We start from the raw sequence: 17,032 nt of genomic DNA, 5'->3' as shown, positions 1-17,032 counted from the left end.
AGTAAAAGGGTAGTGTTTAGGTAGTAAACAGGTAGTGTTTGGGTAGTAAATGGGTAGTGAAAATGCGAAAAATTGAAGGCAATGAATTGAAAGTCAGGGGATTAAAAAATGAGGGGGTAGTGAAGGGGTAGTGATGTGTTGGAATTAGTTGATATAGAGGTGGTTATGGAGGCCATTTTATTGATAGGTTGCCGAAGTAAGAAGTATGAAGTAAGATGTAAGAGGCTCTTAAATTTCGCGAACTTCATACTTCATATCTCTTACTTCTTACTTCAACATCTTATATGTATTAACCTTCTTTTTAAGGAAGGTCTTTCTTATTAGTTATTCAACTTAGTGAACCCGCCATCAATAGGATAATCGCAACCTGTAATGAACGAGGCCTCATTTGAACAGAGGTATAAAGCCAGGTAACCGATCTCTTCGGGTTTACCCATACGGCCAATAGGCTGGGTCTTCGACAGCTTTTCAAACATCTCCGCTTCTTTGCCAGGATAGTTTTTGGCCAGGAAGCCATCAACAAACGGCGTATGAACGCGGGCCGGTGAAATACAGTTACAACGGATATTATATTTGAGGTAATCCTTGGCAACCGACAATGTCATGCCCACAACAGCGCCCTTGGTCATTGAATAGGCGAAACGGTCGGGTATGCCCACCAGTGAGGCAATGGATGCCATATTTAATATAGAACCGCCATTTTGCTTCATATAAGGCAATACGGAATGTAAACAGTTATATACGCCTTTAACATTCACATTTACCAGGCGATCGAAATCGATCTCAGCAGTAGTGTCGGCCGTACCAATGTGCGCAATGCCGGCGTTGTTGATGAGAATATCAATAGCACCGCTGGCGGCAATACCATCAACGATCTGTTTTACTTCGGTTTGTTTTGATACATCGCATTTGTAGAATTTGGCCTTACCGCCGTCTATAGTTATTTCTTTTACTACATTGGTGGCGCCCTGTTCGTCCATATCTAAAATGTGAACACTGGCGCCCTGTTTTGCAAATACTACTGCGATTGCTTTTCCTATTCCACTTCCTCCACCGGTAATGATGGCCGTTTTATTATCTAATCGAAACATAATGTCGCAAGTTATATATTAACGGCCAAACCTTGGGGGAATGGCCGTTATGATTTATTTGTTTTTAATGTACGCGTTTGATGTTATGCCTTTGCAGGTCTATAGCCTTTCCAGCCAAAGAACAATATCACAATAAAACAAACCAAAGGAATAATATATCCGTTTTGAATGTTGTGGGTGATATCAGAAATTTGGGCCATTATAGGTGGTAATAAGGCTCCACCCACAATAGACATAATAATAAGGCTTGACCCAATTTTGGTATCGGCGCCCAACCCCTGAATGCCCAGCGAGAAAATGGTTGGGAACATGATAGACATAAAGAAACCAACGCCTATCAGTGCATATACAGTGATCATACCACTGCTCACAATGGCTACGGCAGATAATACAATATTGATGACTGCGTAAATTGCCAGTAGTTTATTGGGACTGATATACTTCATAAAGAATGTACCGGCAAAACGGCCAGCAACAAATGCGATACCATACCCATATCCGAGGTACTCTGAAGCCACTTTTTCATCTATATGAGCCGCTTTCATGGCTATATTAATAAAGAAGCTGGTTACACAAACCTGTGCACCTACATAAAAGAACTGGGCTACCACAGCCCATATAAGATGTTTATGACGGAAGGCATGTGCGAAGCTTGATTCTCTGCCATCTTCTGCTTCCTCTTTTATTTCAGGCAGCTTGGTGAATGCAAAGATCAATGCCACCACCAGGATGATCAATCCCAGAATTAAATACGGGCCTTTAACCGTTGCAGCTTCCCCCGCCAAATACGCATCGAGCGCCTGGGGCGTCATGGCTGCTTTTTGCGCATCGGTTAAATTGGTACCCGATAAAATGAATTTACCACCAATGATGGGCGCCAATACAACAGCCAGTCCGTTAAATGACTGCGCCAGGTTTAACCGTTGTGTTGATGATTCTTTAGGGCCCAGCAACGCAGCATATGGATTAGCAGCCGTTTCAAGGAACGTCAACCCGCTGGCGATAATGAACAACGCGCCTAAGAACAACGCGTATGCCCTGGTGTTGGCTGCAGGTATAAATAATAAACAGCCAAGTCCAAATAACAAAAGCCCCAACAGAATACCCGACTTATATCCGTATTTTCTCATGACAAACCCGGCGGGTAATGCCATTGCAAAATAGGCTATGAATACGGCTGAATCAACAAGTGATGATTGTAAAAAACTTAGAGTAAAAGCTTTTCGCAAATGTGGTATTAAGATCGGATCGAGGTTATGTACAAAACCCCAAAAGAAAAACAGGCTGGTTACCAGAATGAAAGGGAACAAAAGTCCTTTCATTTGTTCTGGTTTCAGGGAGGAACTACTGGATGACGATGGTAGGGCCATGCAATCGGGAATTTTAAAGTATAGTTTGTAAGTTATATTATGTCAGAGAACGATCGAGATGCGTGTAACCACCATCTACATAAATGATCTGTCCGGTTGTATGGCTCGAACGGTCGCTAAGCAGGAACACCGTCATATCGGCAATCTCTTCCGATGTAGTGAACCGTTTTTCCAATGGTATTTTAGAAACGATCTGTTCCAGCTTTTCTTTCGGGTTGGGCAGGCTATTGATCCAGTTCTCGTATAATGGCGTCCATACCTCGGCAGGGATAACTGTATTTACACGAATTGAATAAGGGAGCAGTTCAACCGCCCATTCGCGTGTTAATGCGTTGATAGCGCCTTTTGATGCCGCATAACCAGAAGTATTACCCTGGCCTGTATCGGCTACTTTAGAACCGATATTAATGATGGTGCCTTTACTTTCTTTCAGGTATGGCAAACCATAATGGGCCAGGTTATAAAAATGGCTCAGGTTCTTTTGTAACGATTGAAAGAATTTTTCGGGCGAACCGCTTTCCAAACCCACACCATCATTTACGCCAGCGTTATTGATGATGCCATCGATACGGCCATATTCTTTTACTGTAAAATCAATTACTTCTTTGCAAGCTGCTGCATCGGCCAGTTCTACCGCAATTTGGGTAGCCTTTCCTTTTGCTTTTATAATTTCATCTACTTTAGCCTGGTTATCGGCTGCTTTTCTACCGGCAATAACGACAATACCGCCTTCGGCAGCAATGGAACTACTTATGGCAGCACCTATTCCCTTGGCACCTCCGGTAACAATGAATACTTTATTGGTGAGATGTAAATCCATGTTAGTTATAGATTATAAAATTGAATGGCATTTATTCCAAATACTTTTTCACGGTCTTCGGGCGAATGGTTCTCCATGTATTTTTCTAACAAACTTTTCCATTTCAAATAAATACCGCTTAGTAACATAACCGGCCAGTCGCTACCGAACATCAGTCTATCGGGGCCAAACGCTTCAAACACCACATCGAGGTAAGGATAGAAATCTGAAGCGCTCCATTCGTTCCATTTGGCTTCGGTAAACAAGCCCGAAAGCTTGCAACTTACATTGGGGAATTTGGCTATTTCCTTCATGTTTGTTTTCCATTCCTCAATGTTCTTGTGCCTGATGTCGGGTTTGGCGCAATGATCAATCACCAACGGCATATCGGGGAATGCCCGTACAAAATCAATGGCCGGTGGTAACTGGTTATGAAAGATGAGAATATCGTAAGTATAGTTGTATGCCTTTAATGCAGCAACACCGCGGCGGAAGTTTTCTCTTGCCAGAAAATCGAGCGGTTCGCCCTGCACTACATGGCGATAGCCTTTAATAATGGGATACTGCGAAAAGTATTGCAGGCGTTCGGCAATATTATCTGCCTGCAGGTCAATCCAGCCTACTACACCTTTAATGATGGGGTGTGTTTTGGCCAGCTCAACCAGGAAGTGGGTTTCTGTTTCGGTTTGCGTTGCCTGTACGGCCACTACACCATCTACATTATTTCTTCTTGCAACCAGCGACAGATGTTCGGGCAGATAATCCTGTTGTAAGGTCTTCATGGAATTATCTATCCAGTCGTAGGTTTTCTTATCGTATTTCCAGAAGTGAACGTGTGAATCTATCACTGCAGTGCGGCGGTTGGCGTCGCCACCAAAGGCGTCGTCAGGGGCAGCATCGTAATATTTTTTCAGGTTCATATAGTAAGACGTTTACATTATTCAGGAAGACCAAATATCTTATCCATCATAATCCATTTTTGCCCGGGTTTGGCCCACGGTAGCGCTTGTTGAAACTTCCACATCAGGGTTTCCCATTCCTGTACTTTAGGATTGGCAGCATCGGCCTTTGCTTTTTCCTCGGGTGAATACTGATCATTGGTTTCCATGATCATGAAAAGGCGGTTGCCCGTGCGGTAGATATCAAGCACTTCAATACCCGACGATTTGATGCTTTGCACAATTTCGGGCCAAATGTGATCATGATGGTGTTCGTATTCAGCAATCAATTCCGGATCATCTTTCAGATCCAGGGCAAGACAATATCGCATACCAGAGTTATTAAGTTTTTAGTTCTAAGTTTTGCATAGCAGAGAACTTAGAACTAAAAACTGTGAACTAAGAACTTATTTATAAGCAACAGCAACTTGTTTGCTGCTTCCCAATCCATCGATACCCAGCTCAATGATATCACCAGGTTTTACATAAAAAGGTTCCGGTTTTTGGCCTAAGCCTACACCTGCCGGTGTACCGGTACTAATAATATCTCCCGGGAGCAGGGTCATAAACTGGCTCAGGTAAGATACCAGGAACGGTATTTTGAAAATGAGGTTGCTGGTATTACCATCCTGCAGGGTTTTACCATTTACGGTAAGCCACAGGCGTACATTATGAATATCGGCAAATTCATCTTTTGTGGCTAACCAGGGGCCTAATGGTGCAAAAGTATCGCAGCTTTTTCCTTTTACCCACTGACCATTGCGCTCCAACTGAAATGCACGTTCGCTATAGTCGTTGTGCAGTACATAACCTGCTATATAATCGTTGGCATCTTTTTCATCTACATAAGTAGCTTTTTTGCCTATCACTACAGCCAGTTCAACTTCCCAGTCGGTCTTTTGACTGTTCTTTGGGATCACCAGTTGATCGTTAGGACCAACAATGGCTGTAGTTGATTTAAAGAACACGATCGGTTCTGCTGGTATTGCCGCACCGGTTTCTTTAGCATGGTCAACGTAGTTTAAACCAATGCACACAATTTTTGAAGGGCGTGTAAAGGGGGCGCCCAAACGCTCACTGGGGTCTACTGCCGGGCAGGTTGACTGGTTTGTTTTTAACCATGCTGCCAAACGGGCGATGCCATCATTGGTGAAAAACTGCTCGTTGTAATCTTCGCCAAACGCGCTGGTGTCAATTCTTTTTCCATCGGGCAATTCAACACCGGGCTTTTCCTGCCCTGATTTTCCAAAACGTATAAGCTTCATTTTACCAGTATAATTTTTTGTGGTCCGAAACTATTTCATTTTCACTGCAAACCAAACGAAAAATTCCGGTATCGTTCCCGGAAGTTTAGCATTTTATTCAGTTTTACAAGCAGATGAGTAATTAATACTAACGATCATTAGTATTTTTGAACTAACTTTAGTCCGATTTTGTAATGCTTGCAATTATGAGTTATACGCCAGTTAATAAAGTTAGAATAGTTACTGCCGCTTCCCTTTTCGATGGTCACGATGCTGCTATTAATATTATGCGTCGCATTTTACAGTCGAAGGGCGCCGAGATCATACACCTGGGTCATAACCGGTCGGTAGCCGAGATCGTTGAATGTGCTATTGAAGAAGATGCTCAGGGTATTGCCATTACCAGCTACCAGGGGGGACATGTGGAATTCTTTAAATACATGAAAGACCTGCTGGACGAAAATGGGTGCGGGCATATTAAAATATTTGGTGGCGGTGGCGGCACCATTTTGCCCCAGGAGATCACCGAACTACACAATTATGGTATTACCCGAATTTATAGTCCTGATGATGGAAGACGATTGGGGTTGGAAGGGATGATTGAGGATGTGATTGAGAAATGCAGCCTCCCCCCAACCCCCTCCGGTGGAGGGGGAGATGGGCAACAGCTTGACTATTGGCAGGCACCCAAAAGATGGAACGGAAAACTTCCTTTAGGAGAAAAGAGAGATATAAGAAAAATAGCTCGCGCAATTACATTGGCAGAGAATAAAATGGAGAGGGACATTATTTATGATGGTTCATCGATTACTGTTAATCAGTTTAAAGCTGACCCATTCATTTATAAAAGGCTTAAAGAATTTGCATTAGAACATAGAAAAGATGCCACACTTGCTGAGGATATATTGTGGGATAAGCTGAAGAATAAAAAAGAAGGCTATAGATTCCGAAGACAACATATAATAGGAAACTTCATTGCTGATTTTGTTTCTTTAAAGAAGGGTTTGGTAATAGAAGTGGATGGCAACTATCATCAGTTACCTGAGATGAAAATAAGTGATGAAGAAAGAACAAACGCGCTTAATAAGTTGGGTTTTCAGGTTATTAGATTTACCAACGATGAAATTACTTATGAATTAGATAAGACGCTTGACAAGGTACATCTCACACTGGCTCAACTGCCCGACAAAGAGATTGATGAAAATAGTAGCGAGGTACCAGACCCCCCCTCCACCGGAGGAGGGCGGCGGAAGGTCAGCCGGAGGGAGATCCCAGTTCTTGGCATCACCGGCACCGGCGGCGCCGGTAAATCATCTGTTACCGATGAAATCGTTCGCCGCTATCTCAATGCATTTCCTGAAAAAACAATTGCGGTTATTTCTGTTGACCCCTCCAAGAAAAAAACGGGCGGAGCCCTGCTGGGCGACCGCATTCGTATGAACAGCATTCATTCGCCCCGCGCCTATATGCGTTCACTGGCCACGCGTGATAGCGACATAGCACTAAGCGAACATGTTCAGGAAGCCATCGACGTTTGTAAAGAAGCAGCCTTTGACCTTATTATACTTGAATCGGCCGGGGTTGGACAAAGCGACGTAAGCATTCTTGAGTATTGCGATGTTAGCCTGTATGTAATGACGCCCGAATATGGTGCGGCTTCGCAATTGGAAAAGATCAACATGCTCGACTATGCCGATGTGATTGCCATAAATAAATTCGACAAAAGCGGTGCCCTCGATGCTTTGCACGATGTGCGCAAACAATATAAACGCAACCATGGTTTATGGTCGGCCAAAGATGAAGAGCTGCCTGTAATTGGCTCCATTGCCGCCCAGTTCAACGATGCTGGTATCAATGAACTGTTCGAAAAACTGATGGTGACCATAAAAACAAAAACAGGTGTTGAGTTTGGTGAGGTGGAAGTGCATGCGCATCTTAAAGACACCACTACCAAATCGCAGATCATTCCTCCTAATCGCATTCGGTATTTATCAGAGATCTCAGACGCTAACCGAAACTATGATGTTTGGGTAAAAGAACAATGCGCGCTTGCTTCGCAATTATACCAGGTGCAGGGAACGCTTGCTGCAGTGAATACATTATCTGCTGCTGTAAAGGATGAACTGGCTACTATAAAGAGATCACTGGAAGAAAAAATACATTCCGAGTGCCGCAAACTCATTGAGCAATGGCCGACAGTTGTTGCAAAATACAAGGCCGATGTTTTTGAATACCAGGTACGTGATAAAGTATTCAAACAACCAATGAGCACCCGTTCACTCAGTGGAACAAGAATACCCAAAGTGGTATTGCCTAAATACAACGACTGGGGCGATATTTTACAATGGCAATTGCAGGAAAATATTCCGGGCGAATATCCATTTACCGCAGGTGTTTTCCCATTGAAACGTGAAGGAGAAGACCCAACAAGAATGTTTGCCGGTGAAGGTGGTCCCGAGCGTACCAATAAACGGTTTCACTATGTATCGCTCGATCAACCTGCAAGGCGCTTATCAACTGCATTTGATAGTGTTACCTTATATGGTGAAGATCCGGCACACCGCCCCGATATCTATGGTAAGGTTGGCAACAGCGGCGTAAGCATTGCTACGGTAGATGATGCCAAGAAATTATACAGCGGTTTTGATCTTTGTGATCCAAAAACGTCTGTGAGTATGACCATAAATGGACCAGCCCCCATCATACTCGCTTTCTTTATGAATGCTGCTATTGATCAGCAGTGTGAAAAGTATATTGAAGAAAATAAAGCATGGGGATTGATCGGCGGCGTTATGCGGGAGAAGTTTGAACATTTGCCAAAGCCTACTTACTTTAATCCATCTGCACCAGAACGTTTACCTGATGGTAATGATGGATTGGGTTTAAAATTATTAGGTTTTTCAGGTGAAGAAGTATTGCCTGACGAAATATATGAAAGAATAAAAGGCGAAGCGCTGGCGCAGGTACGCGGTACAGTACAGGCAGATATATTAAAAGAAGACCAGGCACAGAACACCTGCATCTTTAGTACCGAGTTTGCTTTAAAGCTGATGGGCGATGTGCAGGAATATTTTATACAACAAAAAGTTCGCAACTTTTACAGCGTAAGTATCAGCGGTTATCATATTGCCGAAGCCGGCGCCAACCCCATTACACAACTGGCATTCACCCTGGCAAATGGGTTTACTTATGTAGAATATTACCTTAGCCGCGGCATGCACATTGATGAATTTGCGCCCAACTTATCGTTCTTCTTTAGCAATGGTATGGATGCGGAATATAGCGTTATTGGCCGCGTGGCGCGTCGGATATGGGCCAAGGCCATGAAATATAAATATAAAGGCAATGACCGTAGCCAGAAGTTGAAATACCACATTCAAACCAGTGGTCGCAGTTTGCATGCCCAGGAAATAGACTTCAACGATATTCGTACTACGTTGCAGGCGTTATATGCTATATATGATAACTGTAACAGCCTGCATACAAATGCTTATGATGAAGCCATCACTACACCTACCGAAGAAAGTGTTCGCCGGGCAATGGCCATTCAATTAATTATTAACCGCGAACTGGGCAGCACCAAAACAGAGAATTTTATTCAGGGCTCGTTCTTAATAGAAGAAATGACCGACCTGGTTGAAGAAGCGGTGCTGGCCGAATTTGATCGTATAACAGAACGTGGTGGCGTGCTGGGTGCCATGGAACGTATGTATCAACGTAATAAGATCCAGGAAGAAAGTTTGTATTACGAAAGTATGAAACACAATGGTGAATTACCCATTATTGGAGTGAATACATTTTTGAATAAAAAGGGAAGTCCTACCGTGTTGCCTGGCGAAGTTATTCGTAGTACAACGGAAGAGAAAGAACAACAGATACAGAACCTGCATGCCTTTTGGAAAAGAAATGAAAACAGATCGGCCGACATGTTGAGCAGGCTTAAAAATGTTGCCATTAACAATGGGAATATTTTTGCTGAACTAATGGAAACAGTTAAGTATTGTTCGCTGGGTCAAATAACCCATGCCTTGTTTGAAGTGGGCGGACAGTACAGAAGGAATATGTAAGTTGAGGAATTAATTCCTCATTAAAAATGCCATCTCGATTAAACGGGATGGCATTTTTATTTCCCCTTTTATCATGAGGCAAGGCCGTTTATCAGCCGAATGGGGAGTCTCGGTAAATGAAATGTTAAGCTGCTGATAAACCATTTAACTATCCACCAGAAATGTTTTCTAAACACTTCAAATACCTGTGAGGCATGAACCGATATAAACTATAATGTATGTTGAAATATTTATTAATAATAGCCGGCCTTTGGTTGGGCCAATTAACTACCGCACATGCACAGGATACTGTTGCAGCTCCTATGAAATGGGATTTGCAAGCCTGTCTGGACTATGCAAAAAAGTATAATATCACTATAAAGAATTTGCGCTGGGATGCACGTACCGGTGAGCAGAATTTATTACAGTCAAGAGCGGCTAAGCTGCCTAATTTAAATGCCACCCTTACGCAGTCGGTAGTAAATAGTAATAATGCCAACCCTGTGGTAGGTGGTTTTCAAACACAAGCTAATGCATCGGGTAATTATGGAGTAACATCTAACTGGACCATTTACAATGGCGGATATCTTAACAATGATGTGAAGCAGAAGAATGTGTTGCTCGAAAGCGCCAACTTAAATGTGCAACAGGCAGAAAATGATATTACCCTGCAAATTACCCAGGCGTACCTGAATATATTATTACAAAAAGAAAATATAGTTTACCTGCAGGAGTTGGTAGGTACGTCGCAATCGCAGCTGGAACTGGGTAAGCAGCGTTTTGATGCAGGCGCTCTTTCGCGAAAGGATTATTTGCAACTGGAAGCCACGCTGGCGAATGATAAATATAATCTTACATCAGCCATCAATGCACATAGAACCAACCTCATAACGCTTAAGCAAATATTACAATTACCTTCCTCAACAAACTTTGATATTGTACAACCCGATACAATAGTAACTAACCAGGCAGTTGTTTCATTACCTGAGGCGGAAGATGCTGCAGTAAAAACAAGACCAGAGGTAAAGATTGGCGAACTGGGTGTGCAGTCTGCACAGTATGAATTGGAGAAATCGAGGGCCGGTGCATTACCAACTATAAGTCTGGGGGCAGGTTTATCGAGCGGTTATTCAGATAACCAGGACCTTAAATACTTCTCCCAAATTAATAACAACTTTTATCAGCGATTGGGTGTAACTGTAGCAGTCCCCATTTTTGCCAATAGGGTTAATAAAAGCAATATTGAACGGTCGAAAATACAAATAGAGCAGGCAAAGCTTTCTTTGCAGGGAACAAAAACAACACTCGATCAGGCAGTTGAACAGGCTTATATAAACGTGTTGAATGCACAGGCGCAGTTAACTACAGCTGAATCGCAATGGGCCATAAATCAGGAGAGTTTTAAGATCACCAATGAGCAATTACGGTTGGGTGCCTTCAATACCATTGACCTGCTTACACAAAAGAACCTGTATACACAGGCATTACAAGCCTATGTGCAGGCCAAGTACAATACCATTTTAAATAAAAAGATCTACGAGTTCTACACGGGCGTACCTGTGACCTTATAAGATGAATAATTATAAAAGAACTAACAATGAAAAAATATAAATGGATCATTTGGACAGCAGTGATCATATTAGCCGGAGTTGGTATATGGTTATGGAAATTTAAAGAAAAAGAAAAACCTGTAGTGTTGGAAACCGAACAGCCGCATTACGGCACTATTGCTACCAGTGTTACTGCAACGGGTACCGTGCAGCCGGTTGATACGGTTTCGGTAGGTACACAGGTATCGGGCACCATTAGTAAAGTGTATGTTGATTTCAACGATAAAGTGAAGAAGGGGCAGCTGATAGCCGAAATTGATAAAACCATTTTACAGGCGCAACGCGATCAAATAAGCGCTAACCTGCGCCAGGCAAGGGCCAACCTCGATTATACAAAAAGCAACTACAGCCGGCAAAAACAATTGCTCGATGTTGGGGCTATCAGCCGCGCAGAATATGAAACTGCGCTAAACCAGTTTAATTCTGCCAACGACAATGTAAGCGGCATAACGGCGCAGTTAAAAGCAGCGCAACAGAATTTATACTATGCAAATATTTACTCGCCTATTGATGGTACTGTGTTAACGCGTAATGTAAGTGTGGGACAAACCGTAGCCGCAAGTTTAAACACACCTACGTTGTTTGTGATAGCAAAAGACCTTACTAAAATGCAGGTGCAGGCCGCTGTTGATGAAGCTGATATTGGCAATGTAAAGAACGGGCAGCGGGTTACATTCACAGTTGATGCATTCCCTGATAATGTGTTTGATGGCACCGTGCAGGAGGTAAGGCTGCGCCCCAGCGTATCGTCGAATGTGGTAACCTATTCAACCATTATAGATGCGCCAAATAGCGATATGAAGTTAAAACCGGGTATGACGGCCAATATAACCGTATTCACTCAGGAGATCCAAAATGCCATGCTTGTTTCGGAAAAAGCTACCCGGTTTAAACCAGATTCAAGCCTGCTTAAAAAATATATCATTGAAGGTGGCGGTTTTAGCGATAGAAAAGGCAATGCCAATATGCGTATTGGTAGTGCTTCACCAAAAGACAGCGCTAATATAAGCAGAAAAAGCAGAAGAGATTCCGCACGGGTTGATGGTTCTAAAACAGCTACGGTATGGGTGAAGAAAGACAGTACGCTTACCCGCAGGCGTATAAAGATAGGGTTAAGCGATGATACCAATGTACAGGTATTATCGGGGTTAAATGCCGATGATGTTATAGTAACAGGATCGCATACAATAGAGAAAGGGGGTAAAGAATCTTCAGGTGCGGCAAGGAGTCCGTTTATGCCGCAAAGAAGAGGCGGAGGTAGTGGAGGAAACAGAGGCAGTGGTGGCGGAAGGCCCGGTTAATAGAAATACGAAGTAAGATGTAGGAAGTATGAAGAACCCAAAAATTGAGACTCATGATTAATAGCATTTCCTACTTCTTACATCGTTCTTCTTACTTCGGTTACCTTGAATCTAAAAACACTAAACATGTCAAACAAGATTGTTTCTATACGAGAGCTTAAAAGAGAATTCAGAATGGGGGCCGAAGTTGTACGGGCTCTAAAGGGAGTAACGTTCGATGTAGAGCCCGGTGAATTTGTAACCATTATGGGTAGCAGTGGAAGCGGTAAGACAACCATGCTGAATATATTGGGATGTTTAGATAAACCCAGTGATGGTAAATATTTGCTCGATGGAGTGGATGTAGGCAGTTTATCGCGCAATGAACTGGCCGTATTAAGAAATCATAAAATAGGATTTGTATTTCAGTCGTATAACCTGCTGGCGCGAACTTCGGCATTGGAAAATGTTGAATTGCCATTGCTATACAATTCATCTATTTCATCAAAGATGCGGCATGAACGGGCGGTTAAAGCATTGGAAGCAGTAAAGCTTGCCGAACGACTCGATCACCTGCCCAATCAGTTATCGGGCGGTCAGCAACAACGTGTGGCCATTGCCCGCGCCCTGGTGAATGAACCGGTAATGATACTGGCCGATGAGGCCACCGGTAATCTCGATACCCGTACCTCCTATGAAATAATGGCCCTGTTTCAGGAGTTGAATCAGCAACAGGGTAAAACCATTGTGTTTGTTACGCATGAGCCAGACATTGCCGCCTTCAGCAGCAGAACTATAACATTGAAAGATGGAAAAGTGGTAAAAGATAACAGGAATACGCAGGTGCGTTCTGCCCGCGAAATGTTGGCCGCATTGCCAGTAGCAGCAGACTATTAATTGAAACAACATGAAACTATTTAACTTAATACGAATAGCCTTAAAGGCGCTGCAGCGTAATAAACTGCGGGCATTTTTAACCATGTTGGGTATCATCATTGGTGTAGCAGCAGTAATTGCCATGGTGGCCATAGGGCAGGGTAGTAAACAAAGCATACAAGACCAGCTGAGCAGTATGGGCTCCAATATGATAACCATAAGGCCAAGCAGTAACCAAACCGTTGGCGGTGGCGCCCGGCTCGATGCAAGTGGTTTACAATCGCTTACCCTCGATGATGTAAAAGCCATACAAAAACAGGCAACTTTTATAACAGAAGTATCGCCTGCCGTGCAATCAAAAGGACAGGTGATCAATGGAGCATTGAACTGGCCAACGACCATACAGGGAGTTAGTCCGGAATATTTAACCATCCGCGACTGGCCGGTAAAAGATGGAATTTCATTTACGCAGGAAGATGTGAATGCTGCTGATAAAGTTTGTTTAATAGGACAAACTGTAGCGGAGAATTTATTCGGCACCGGTGAAGACCCGGTTGGTAAGATCATTCGCTTTAACAAAATACCATTTAAAATAATTGGGGTGCTTGCCGAAAAAGGAGAGAATGCGTTTGGGCAGGATCAGGATGATATTGTAATTGCGCCCTACACTACTGTACAAAAAAGGATTTTGGCCATTCCCTATATTCAAAACATTTATGCTTCTGCGATAGATGAAAACAGCAGTGCACTGGCAACCGCAGAAATAACTGATATACTGCGAACCTCGCATAAGTTAAAACCAACCGATGAAGATGATTTTATGGTGCGTACGCAGGCCGAACTTATCAATACATTCAGTTCAACCAGTCAGTTGTTGACAGTGTTACTTACTGCCATTGCCGGTATTTCACTGGTAATTGGTGGTATTGGTATCATGAACATTATGTATGTGTCGGTAACAGAGCGTACCAAAGAAATTGGGTTGCGTATGAGTATTGGGGCAAGGGGTATCGATATCCTTTTTCAGTTTTTGATAGAGGCAATACTCATAAGTATAACAGGTGGTATTATTGGCGTATTACTAGGCATTGGCGCTTCCCGACTGGTTACTTTATTTCTGCAGTGGCCAACGCTGGTGTCGGAATCGAGTATTATGTTGTCGTTTATGGTTTGCGCCATAACCGGGGTGTTCTTTGGATATTACCCGGCGCAAAAAGCGTCACGACTTGATCCAATAGAAGCATTACGATATGAATAAGCCTAATGTGTTATTTACGTGTTAAGCGTTTCTTAGGAGCTTTTCTCTTTATAGCTTTTGAAGGTTTGCTATACAATACCTGGCAATTATTGCAATAGAAAGTGCGGCGGTTGGTTTTACCCAGGTATTCTTTTATGATAGGAATATTGCAGCGTGGGCAGGTTTTTTTGGTATGCGCCAGCCAGTGTTTTTTGAGTACAAAAGCCTTTTTCCATTCAAGAAAATCGTAGCTGTAAATACAAGCTTCATTCACCATTTCGGTTAGCTTACGGGGTGGCAGGTCTTTTATAAGGTTTTTTGGATTAACACAAATGCGAAACAGTACTTCGTTCTTTATGATATTGCCCGAACCGGCAAAGATGTTCTGATCAAGCAAGGCATCACAAACGAGCTGATCGGGTTGCGCTTTCAGTTTTTTACGGGCCTTTTTGGCGTCCCAGTGCTCATTAAGCAAATCGCTGGTCCAGTCGTATACCTCATTCAACTTTTCTTCAATGAACCTAATTGAACAGGCATAAAAATACAGGTCGCCGTTGCCGAAGTGTAAATGAAGCCTGGGTTTTCTGTTCGGCCTTTGTTCGTTTATGCTATAAGAGCCAAACAATAAAAAATGAATGCGCAGGGCGAAGTTGGGAAAGCAGATCAAAAAGTGTTTGCCCCAGCTTTTGAAATCGGTTATTTTTTGATTTACCAACCGGTCTTTATCAATGGTGGTATTACCGCTTACAGATAGTATCTTTTTGCCATTAAATAATTGCACGGCTTCTTTTAAAATAACAATACTTGGCCCTTCTGGCATATGCGATGGGGGTATTTTAACAAATTATATAAATGCGGAGAAGGAGAAGTGGTAGCCGAGTACATATTTCCACATTCTGCTAGGTTGCCCTATCGCGGGTATTGCGAATAAGACCAACGCCGGCAAAGAAAAAAATAGCGCCTAATACTCCATAAAGTATGATTTGCTTTATGTTATGTGTGTTGGCGCCGCCATTTATAAAGTTGACTCCGGCGAGTATAAGTCCCACAACGCCAACCAGTGCGAGGATCATACCTAAAACTCGTTTTTCCATATAAATGCTTTTTAATAAGTATGGCAAAGGATGTGCCCCGGAAGGGGGTTTATACTTTGTTGATTTACATGGCCAAATTCCATTATATTTGCTATATATAATTTTATCTGCAGAGGACCATGCTCCGCAAACACCTAAATACCATTTCATCTTGCGCTTTACAGAATTCGGTTTCCACCCTGACTTATTAGAAGGCATTGAAGCCTCCAACTACGAAAATGCTACTCCCGTGCAGGAGAAGGTAATACCTCCCATCCTGGCCGGTAAAGATATAATTGCCTCTGCCCAAACAGGTACAGGTAAAACCGCCGCCTTTTTGCTTCCGGTAATAAACCGGTTGTTGAACCATCGTATTGAAGGACAGGTTGGCGCTCTTGTAATTGTGCCTACCCGTGAGTTGGCTATACAAATTGCCCAGCACCTGGAAGGGCTTTCTTATTTCACAAATCTTAGTTCCATTGCCGTATATGGCGGAAATGATGGAAGTAACTTTGTGGCCGAGAAAAAGGCATTACAAACAGGAACAGATATTGTGATTTGTACACCTGGCCGAATGATCGCTCACCTGAACATGGGTTACGTGCAATTTAAGCAACTGCAGTTCCTGGTTTTAGATGAGGCCGACCGTATGCTTGATATGGGTTTTACTGATGATATAAACAAGATCATCAATGCATTGCCTGCCCAAAGACAAACCTTGTTATTTTCGGCTACCATGCCCGAGAAGATAAGGCAGTTGGCAAGAAAGATCCTGAACGATCCTACCGAGATCAATATCGCCATTTCAAAACCTCCGGAAAAGATCGTACAAAAAGCGTTTGTTGTTCATGAGCCGCAAAAGCTTCCTTTGTTGAAAGATATTTTAAAGAACGTTCAATATAAAAGCGCGCTTATCTTTTGCAGCCGTAAGCAAAGTGTAAAATCGCTGACGCGGGAAATGGAACGGGCCAAGTTTAAAATTGCTGAAATACATAGTGATCTTGAACAGGCGCAACGTGAAGATGTATTGAATGGTTTTACCAGCGGGCGTATACCCATTCTGGTAGCAACAGATATTTTAAGCCGTGGTATTGATATAGATACCATTGACCTGGTTATAAATTACGATGTACCACGCGATGCGGAAGATTATGTGCATCGTATTGGAAGAACGGCCAGGGCCGAAGCCGATGGTATTGCATTTACCCTGGTTAGCCCCGTTGAGCAAAATAAATTTGCCGTTATTGAAAAGCTGATTGGCAAAGAGGTTGAAAAAGGCGCGGTGCCAGAAGAGTTTGGTCCTACACCTGAATACAAACCGCAGCTGCGTTCGAAAAACAGAGGTGGCGGCGGGGGCGGAAGAAGGCATTATCATAAAAGACCGAATAATAATAATAATAACAACAGACCACGGGGCAACAAATCGTAAAGGCTGTAAAAGGTATTGATCTCAATATTTGTAAAAACC

14 protein-coding genes are annotated in these 17,032 nt (G+C 42.9%); 6 read left to right on the top strand and 8 right to left on the bottom strand.

Features of this window, described 5'->3' with window-relative positions:
- Positions 1-320 precede the first annotated feature (320 nt).
- The 6 genes from GGD38_RS34670 to GGD38_RS34645 all read right to left on the bottom strand — a co-directional run bounded on the left by GGD38_RS34670 (position 321) and on the right by GGD38_RS34645 (position 5,463).
- Positions 321-1,091: an SDR family NAD(P)-dependent oxidoreductase gene (locus GGD38_RS34670; RefSeq protein WP_375297862.1), complete on the bottom strand. Its 771-nt coding sequence runs from the start codon at positions 1,089-1,091 to the stop codon at positions 321-323.
- Positions 1,092-1,174: 83 nt separating this feature from the next.
- Positions 1,175-2,413: an L-fucose:H+ symporter permease gene (fucP, locus tag GGD38_RS34665; RefSeq protein ID WP_375297863.1), complete on the bottom strand. Its 1,239-nt coding sequence runs from the start codon at positions 2,411-2,413 to the stop codon at positions 1,175-1,177.
- Positions 2,414-2,498: 85 nt separating this feature from the next.
- On the bottom strand, positions 2,499-3,281 hold the full coding sequence (locus tag GGD38_RS34660) for an SDR family oxidoreductase (RefSeq protein ID WP_375297864.1): 783 nt from the start codon (positions 3,279-3,281) through the stop codon (positions 2,499-2,501).
- A gap of 5 nt (positions 3,282-3,286) precedes the next feature.
- Positions 3,287-4,180 (bottom strand): amidohydrolase family protein, encoded by an 894-nt coding sequence (locus tag GGD38_RS34655; protein WP_375297865.1) that lies wholly within the window; start codon positions 4,178-4,180, stop codon positions 3,287-3,289.
- A 17-nt stretch (positions 4,181-4,197) separates the two neighbouring features.
- Positions 4,198-4,530, bottom strand: a complete 333-nt coding sequence (locus tag GGD38_RS34650) for an L-rhamnose mutarotase (protein ID WP_375297866.1) — start codon at positions 4,528-4,530, stop codon at positions 4,198-4,200.
- A gap of 75 nt (positions 4,531-4,605) precedes the next feature.
- Positions 4,606-5,463, bottom strand: coding sequence for a fumarylacetoacetate hydrolase family protein (locus GGD38_RS34645; RefSeq protein ID WP_375297867.1), 858 nt, complete (start codon positions 5,461-5,463; stop codon positions 4,606-4,608).
- A 185-nt stretch (positions 5,464-5,648) separates the two neighbouring features.
- Here GGD38_RS34645 and GGD38_RS34640 point away from each other — a divergent pair, with 185 nt between their 5' ends.
- The 5 genes from GGD38_RS34640 to GGD38_RS34620 all read left to right on the top strand — a co-directional run bounded on the left by GGD38_RS34640 (position 5,649) and on the right by GGD38_RS34620 (position 14,512).
- Positions 5,649-9,509 carry a methylmalonyl-CoA mutase family protein gene (locus GGD38_RS34640; protein WP_375297868.1) on the top strand — a complete coding sequence of 1,287 codons (3,861 nt, stop codon included), beginning with the start codon at positions 5,649-5,651 and terminating at the stop codon, positions 9,507-9,509.
- A gap of 218 nt (positions 9,510-9,727) precedes the next feature.
- Entirely contained in the window at positions 9,728-11,059 is a 1,332-nt protein-coding gene (locus GGD38_RS34635) for a TolC family protein (protein WP_375297869.1), read from the top strand.
- Between the two features lie 26 nt (positions 11,060-11,085).
- Entirely contained in the window at positions 11,086-12,399 is a 1,314-nt protein-coding gene (locus tag GGD38_RS34630; RefSeq protein WP_375297870.1) for an efflux RND transporter periplasmic adaptor subunit, read from the top strand.
- A 126-nt stretch (positions 12,400-12,525) separates the two neighbouring features.
- The gene (locus GGD38_RS34625) at positions 12,526-13,275 is read left to right on the top strand and encodes an ABC transporter ATP-binding protein (RefSeq protein WP_375297871.1); all 750 of its coding nucleotides are present in this window, start codon (positions 12,526-12,528) and stop codon (positions 13,273-13,275) included.
- A 10-nt stretch (positions 13,276-13,285) separates the two neighbouring features.
- Positions 13,286-14,512, top strand: a complete 1,227-nt coding sequence (locus GGD38_RS34620; protein ID WP_375297872.1) for an ABC transporter permease — start codon at positions 13,286-13,288, stop codon at positions 14,510-14,512.
- Positions 14,513-14,522: 10 nt separating this feature from the next.
- Here GGD38_RS34620 and GGD38_RS34615 read toward each other — a convergent pair whose 3' ends face one another.
- Positions 14,523-15,311 (bottom strand): DNA-formamidopyrimidine glycosylase family protein, encoded by a 789-nt coding sequence (locus GGD38_RS34615; RefSeq protein ID WP_375297873.1) that lies wholly within the window; start codon positions 15,309-15,311, stop codon positions 14,523-14,525.
- A gap of 79 nt (positions 15,312-15,390) precedes the next feature.
- A complete protein-coding gene (locus GGD38_RS34610) occupies positions 15,391-15,585 on the bottom strand; it encodes a hypothetical protein (RefSeq protein WP_375297874.1) in 195 nt (64 codons plus the stop codon).
- 88 nt (positions 15,586-15,673) lie between these two features.
- Here GGD38_RS34610 and GGD38_RS34605 point away from each other — a divergent pair, with 88 nt between their 5' ends.
- Positions 15,674-16,993, top strand: coding sequence for a DEAD/DEAH box helicase (locus tag GGD38_RS34605; RefSeq protein ID WP_375297875.1), 1,320 nt, complete (start codon positions 15,674-15,676; stop codon positions 16,991-16,993).
- Positions 16,994-17,032: the final 39 nt, after the last annotated feature.

The organism is Niastella sp. OAS944, from assembly GCA_024809215.1.
Lineage (GTDB): Bacteria > Bacteroidota > Bacteroidia > Chitinophagales > Chitinophagaceae > Niastella.
The sequence above is the reverse complement of the archived record's forward strand: the minus strand, read 5'-3'. Positions and strand labels throughout refer to the sequence as shown.